4 protein-coding genes are annotated in these 5850 nt (G+C 68.5%); all 4 read left to right on the plus strand.

The genetic code is table 11. From position 1 onward, the window contains the following. The coding region (locus RUH65_RS15085) for a class F sortase (protein ID WP_313818444.1) at positions 1-885 on the plus strand (885 nt) is incomplete at its 5' end. An 86-nt stretch (positions 886-971) separates the two neighbouring features. Further along, positions 972-3500 carry a DNA helicase PcrA gene (pcrA, locus tag RUH65_RS15090; protein ID WP_313818446.1) on the plus strand — a complete coding sequence of 843 codons (2529 nt, stop codon included), beginning with the start codon at positions 972-974 and terminating at the stop codon, positions 3498-3500. A 214-nt stretch (positions 3501-3714) separates the two neighbouring features. Next, a complete protein-coding gene (sucC, locus tag RUH65_RS15095) occupies positions 3715-4893 on the plus strand; it encodes an ADP-forming succinate--CoA ligase subunit beta (RefSeq protein WP_313818447.1) in 1179 nt (392 codons plus the stop codon). 14 nt (positions 4894-4907) lie between these two features. Next, positions 4908-5822 carry a succinate--CoA ligase subunit alpha gene (gene sucD / locus RUH65_RS15100; protein WP_313818448.1) on the plus strand — a complete coding sequence of 305 codons (915 nt, stop codon included), beginning with the start codon at positions 4908-4910 and terminating at the stop codon, positions 5820-5822. Positions 5823-5850 lie beyond the last annotated feature (28 nt).

Here is a 5850-nt window from a genome sequence, read left to right on the forward strand (position 1 = left end):
CTGCTCGGCTGGCTGATCCGTTGGATCGGCCTGTCGCTGCGACCGCTGGTGCACGTCAACCGGGTGCTGGTGACATCGGTGCTCGGCCTGGCCGTCGGCTCGACCGCGATGGCCTACCAGCTCCTCTCCGACCACAGCTTCACCCAGGTCCTGTTCTCCGGCCAGGACGCCCTGCCCGAGCTGGTCGCACACGCCACCGACTACTCGGTCGGAGTCCTGGTGCTCCTGGCCGCCTGCTCGGCACCGCAGGGCCCGTCCGGTGCGGAATCTGCCGGGCCGGGTGAATCCTCAGCGAGTGCTGTGGCCGGACCTTCCGCGACGGTGTCCCCGACACAGACGCCATCGCAGACGCCGACGACGTCGCCCTCGGCCGCCTCCAGCGGATCCGCGGCCACCACTGACCCGCCGGAGCCCGAGCCGGAGGCCCTGCCGGCGTCCGAGCCGGCCACGATCTCCGTGCCGGGGATCAACGTCGAGTCCGAGGTGATGCAGCTCGGCCTGCAGGACAACGGAGTGATCGAGGTCCCGCCCTACAACCTGGGCTCCCCGGCCGGCTGGTTCAAACATTCGCCGACCCCCGGAGAGGTCGGACCCTCCGTCATCCTGGGGCACCGCAACGGCATCGAAGGCGGTCCCGGAATCTTCGCCGACCTTCCCCAGATGCAGGCCGGTGATTCCATCGAGGTCACCCGGCAGGACGGCTCGGTCGCCAGCTTCACCGTCTACCGCACGGAACTGTTCCGCAAGGACGAGGGCTTCCCCACCCTCGAGGTCTACGGCAACACCGCAGGCCCAGAGATCCGGCTGATCACCTGCGACGGCCTGAACGAGGACACGGGCATGCTGGAGGACAACTTCATCGTCTACGCCACCCTCGACGCCTGAGGCCCCAGGGGGAGGCTGTCGGCGCCAGCCGGTATTGTGGACGGCCCCTCCGGGCGTCCGGTCCGCTCGGTAGACTGGACGCCACCATGCCCCAGAATTTCCAGACGTCCCTGCCCGGCCTGTTCACCCCCCGTACCACCGAGCCATCCGGCGCGGATCCGGAGGCCTTCACCCCTGCCGCCCCGGAACACCGCGCCCCCACGGCCGACGAGTTGCTGGAGGGGCTGAACGAGCAGCAGAAGCAGGCCGTGGTCCATACCGGCGGCCCGTTGCTGATCGTCGCGGGCGCCGGCTCGGGCAAGACGCGGGTGCTGACGCACCGCATCGCCTACGCCCTGGCCACCGGCCGGGCCCGGCCGCACGAGATCCTGGCGATCACCTTCACCAACAAGGCCGCCGCGGAGATGCGCGAACGCATCTCCGCCCTGATCGGCCCGGCGGCCCAGAAGATGTGGATCTCCACCTTTCACTCCTCGAGCGTGCGCATCCTGCGCCGGGAGGCCGCCTCGGTGGGACTGAAGTCCAACTTCTCGATCTATGACTCCGCGGACTCCCTCCGCCTGGTCACCTCGATCGTCAAGGCCCATGACCTGGATCCCAAGAAATTCACGCCCAAGTCGCTGCTCCACAAGATCAGTGCGCTGAAGAACGAGCTCGTGGATGCCGAGGACCACTCCTCGACCGTCTCCGAGTCGGACCCGTTCGCCCAGGCGGTCTCCACCGTGTACCTGGAGTACACCCAACGGCTGCGCCAGGCCAACGCCATGGACTTCGACGACCTCATCGGCATGACGGTCAACATCTTCGAGGCGTTCCCCGCCGTGCTGGACAACTACCGCCGCCGCTTCCGGCACGTGCTGGTGGACGAGTACCAGGACACCAACCACGCCCAGTACCGCCTCGTCCGCCTCCTGACGGGTCCGGCCCACGAGCCGGAAGGGGTGGAGACGGCCGGCGGTGAGCTGACCGTGGTGGGCGATTCGGACCAGTCCATCTACGCGTTCCGTGGCGCGGACATCCGCAACATCGTGGAGTTCGAGCAGGACTACACCCAGGCCACCACCATCAAGCTCGAGCAGAACTACCGCTCCTCGCAGACCATCCTGGACGCCGCCAACGCGGTGATCTCCAAGAACCCGAAGCGCCGGCCCAAGAACCTGTGGACCGCAGAGGGGGCGGGGGAGAAGATCATCGGCTACGCCGCCGAGAACGAGTCCGCCGAGGCCGAATGGATCGCCACCACCATCGACCGCCTGCAGGACGAGGACGGGATCCGGCCGGCCGACGTCGCCGTGTTCTACCGGACCAACGCGCAGTCCCGTTCGCTGGAGGAGCGCCTCGTCACCAAGGGCATCCCGTACCGGGTCATTGGGGGCACGAGGTTCTACGACCGCAAGGAGATCAAGGACGCGCTCGCCTACCTGCGCGTGCTGGAGAATCCCGACGACGACGTGAACCTGCGCCGCATCCTCAACGAACCCAAGCGCGGGATCGGGGATCGCGCCGAGGGCGCGGTGGCAGCCCTGCAGACGCGCCACCGGTCGACCTTCTTCGAGGCCCTCCGGCAGGCCGACCAGGCGCCCGCCATGGCCAGCCGATCGGTGAAGGCGGTCAACGGCTTCGTCCAGATGATGGACGACCTGGCCCAGGTGGCCGCCACCTCGAGTGCCGCCACCGTCCTGGAAGCGGTGCTGGAGCAGACCGGCATGCTCACCGCCCTGCGCTCCTCCGAGGACCTGCAGGACGAGTCCCGGGCGGACAACCTCGGCGAGCTGGTGGCCGTGGTCCGGGAGTTCGAGAAGAACAACCCCGGTGGGACGCTGGGTGACTTCCTCGAACAGGTGGCCCTGGTGGCCGATGCCGACCAGCTGCCGGACGCCTCGGACGAGGAGGGGGCGGAACTGGCCGAGCAGCTCGGCCAGGTCACACTCATGACCCTGCACACGGCCAAGGGCCTGGAGTTCCCGGTGGTGTTCCTGACCGGCATGGAGCACGGGGTGTTTCCGCACTCGCGTTCCATGACGGACGAGAAGGAGCTGGCCGAGGAGCGCCGCCTGGCCTACGTCGGGCTGACCCGGGCGCGCAAGCGACTGTTCGTCTCCCGGGCGGAGGCCCGGTCCCTGTGGGGGCAGCACCAGTTCAACCCGCCCAGCCAGTTCCTGGGCGAGATCCCCGAGGCCCTGTTGGACTGGGAGCGGGAGGGCTCCGCGCGCCCCGCCGGTTTCGCCGGTGGGACCTCCGGGGGGTGGGGCGCAGGCTCCATCGGCGGCCACGGGGGCCAGTACGGCTCGCAGTCCCGCTATCCGCAGCGGTTCTCCGGCTCCCACTGGGGGGCCGGCGGGCCGACGACCAACCGGCCCGCCCGCGCGTCGGGCAGCTACGCGGACGACGCGGAGCTGAAGGTCCCCCAGCGTGGGGCCGCCCGCACCCGGGTGCAGCCGCAGAAGGAGATGATCTCACTGAGCCCCGGCGATCCCGTGGAGCACGGGACCTTCGGCCGCGGCACCGTCCTGAGCCTCGAGGGCCAAGGGGACAAGATCGTGGCCAAGGTGAGCTTCAACGGCACCGAGAAACGGTTGCTGCTGCGGTACGCCCCGCTGAGCAAGGTCGAGTAACCGCCCGGTGGAATAACCGACCGGGCTCGCCGTGGACTAGGGTATGGGATGGAACGCCCGGGGAACCCCTGGGCTTCCGGCCGGCTTCCGCCGTGCCGGACATGCTCCGGTCGATGTCAGGGGTGGAAACGCCCTCGTCACTGCACTGTGGTGTGCCTGATGCCGCTCGCGGAATCCGACCGTCCCCGTTTTCGACGTAGAAGGACTGCAACCCGTGGACCTGTATGAATACCAGGCGCGCGATCTGTTCGAGGCACACGGTGTTCCCGTGCTGGCTGGCATCGTGGCGCAGACCCCGGAAGAGGCCAAGGCGGCCGCTGAGAAGATTGGCGGCGTCACCGTCGTCAAGGCCCAGGTGAAGGTCGGTGGCCGCGGCAAGGCCGGCGGCGTGAAGGTCGCCAAGACCGCCGACGAGGCCTTCCAGTACGCCAAGGACATCCTGGGCATGGACATCAAGGGCCACACGGTCCACCAGGTCATGATCGCCCAGGGCGCCGACATCGCCGAGGAGTACTACTTCTCCGTGCTGCTGGACCGCTCCAACCGCACTTACCTGGCCATGTGCTCGGTCGAGGGTGGCATGGAGATCGAGCAGCTCGCCGTCGAGCGCCCCGAGGCCCTGGCGAAGGTCCCCGTCTCCGCTCTGACCGGAATCGATGCCGAGACCGCCGCCGCCATCGTGGCCGAGGCCAACTTCCCCGAGGAGCTGCGCGGCAAGGTCGCGGACGTCCTGGTCAAGCTCTGGGATGTCTTCGAGAAGGAAGACGCCACCCTCGTGGAGGTCAACCCGCTGGTCAAGACCGGCGCCGGTGACATCGTCGCCCTCGACGGCAAGGTCACCCTGGACGAGAACGCCGATTTCCGCCAGGACGGTCACGCGGCACTGGTGGACAAGCGCACCGAGGACCCGCTGGAGGCCAAGGCCAAGGCCAACGACCTCAACTACGTCAAGCTCGATGGCCAGGTCGGCATCATCGGCAACGGCGCCGGCCTCGTGATGTCCACGCTGGACGTCGTCGCCTACGCCGGTGAGAACCACGGCAACGTCAAGCCCGCCAACTTCCTGGACATCGGCGGTGGCGCCTCGGCCGAGGTCATGGCCCACGGCCTGGACGTCATCCTGAACGATGAGCAGGTCCAGTCCGTGTTCGTGAACGTCTTCGGCGGCATCACCTCCTGTGACGCGGTGGCCCACGGCATCGTCAAGGCCCTCGAGATCCTGGGCGACGCCGCCACCAAGCCCCTCGTGGTGCGCCTGGACGGCAACAACGTCGAGGAAGGCCGCCGGATCCTCTCCGAGGCCAACCACCCGCTGGTGACCCTCGCCACCACCATGGACGAAGGCGCCGCCAAGGCCGCTGAACTCGCCAACACCGCGTCGGCTGACAAGTAAGGACCCCTCAACTCATGTCGATCTACCTGAACAAGGATTCCAAGGTCATCGTCCAGGGCATCACCGGCGGCGAAGGCACCAAGCACACCGCCCTGATGCTCAAGGCCGGCACCAACATCGTCGGCGGCGTGAACGCCCGCAAGGCCGGCACCACCGTGACGCACAGCCGTGCGGACGGCTCCGAGGTCGAACTGCCCGTCTTCGGTTCCGTGGCCGAGGCCATGGAGAAGACCGGCGCCGACGTCTCCGTGGCATTCGTGCCCCCGAAGTTCGCCAAGGACGCCGCGATCGAGGCCGTCGAGGCCAAGATGCCGCTGCTCGTGGTCATCACCGAGGGCATCCCGGTGCAGGACTCCGCCGAGTTCTACGCTCTGGCCGAGTCCCGCACCGACGCCGACGGCAAGCCGACCACCACGATCATCGGCCCGAACTGCCCCGGCGTCATCACCCCCGGCGAGGCGCTGGCCGGCATCACCCCGGCCAACATCACCTCCAAGGGTCCGATCGGGCTGGTCTCCAAGTCCGGCACGCTGACCTACCAGATGATGTACGAGCTGCGTGACCTCGGCTTCTCCACCGCCATCGGCATCGGCGGCGACCCGGTCATCGGCACCACCCACATCGATGCCCTCGCGGCGTTCGAGGCGGACCCGGAGACCAAGGCCATCGTGATGATCGGCGAGATCGGCGGCGACGCCGAGGAGCGTGCGGCCGACTTCATCAAGGCCAACGTCACCAAGCCGGTCGTCGGCTACGTGGCCGGCTTCACCGCCCCGGAGGGCAAGACCATGGGCCATGCCGGCGCCATCGTCTCCGGTTCCTCGGGCACCGCCCAGGCCAAGAAGGAGGCCCTGGAGGCCGCCGGCGTCAAGGTGGGCAAGACCCCCTCTGAGACCGCCGACCTGATGCGGCAGCTCCTGAAGGGCTGATCCGCCTCTCGCTCAACGACGCCGGCCC

The sequence above is a fragment of the Citricoccus sp. genome (genome assembly GCF_032154715.1).
Lineage (GTDB): Bacteria > Actinomycetota > Actinomycetes > Actinomycetales > Micrococcaceae > Citricoccus.

What these genes read in the sequence shown, in the direction of transcription:
- pcrA (WP_313818446.1), top strand. Translation starts at nt 972, where the DNA reads ATGCCCCAGAATTTCCAGACGTCCCTGCCCGGCCTGTTCACCCCCCGT.
- sucD (WP_313818448.1), top strand. Translation starts at nt 4,908, where the DNA reads ATGTCGATCTACCTGAACAAGGATTCCAAGGTCATCGTCCAGGGCATC.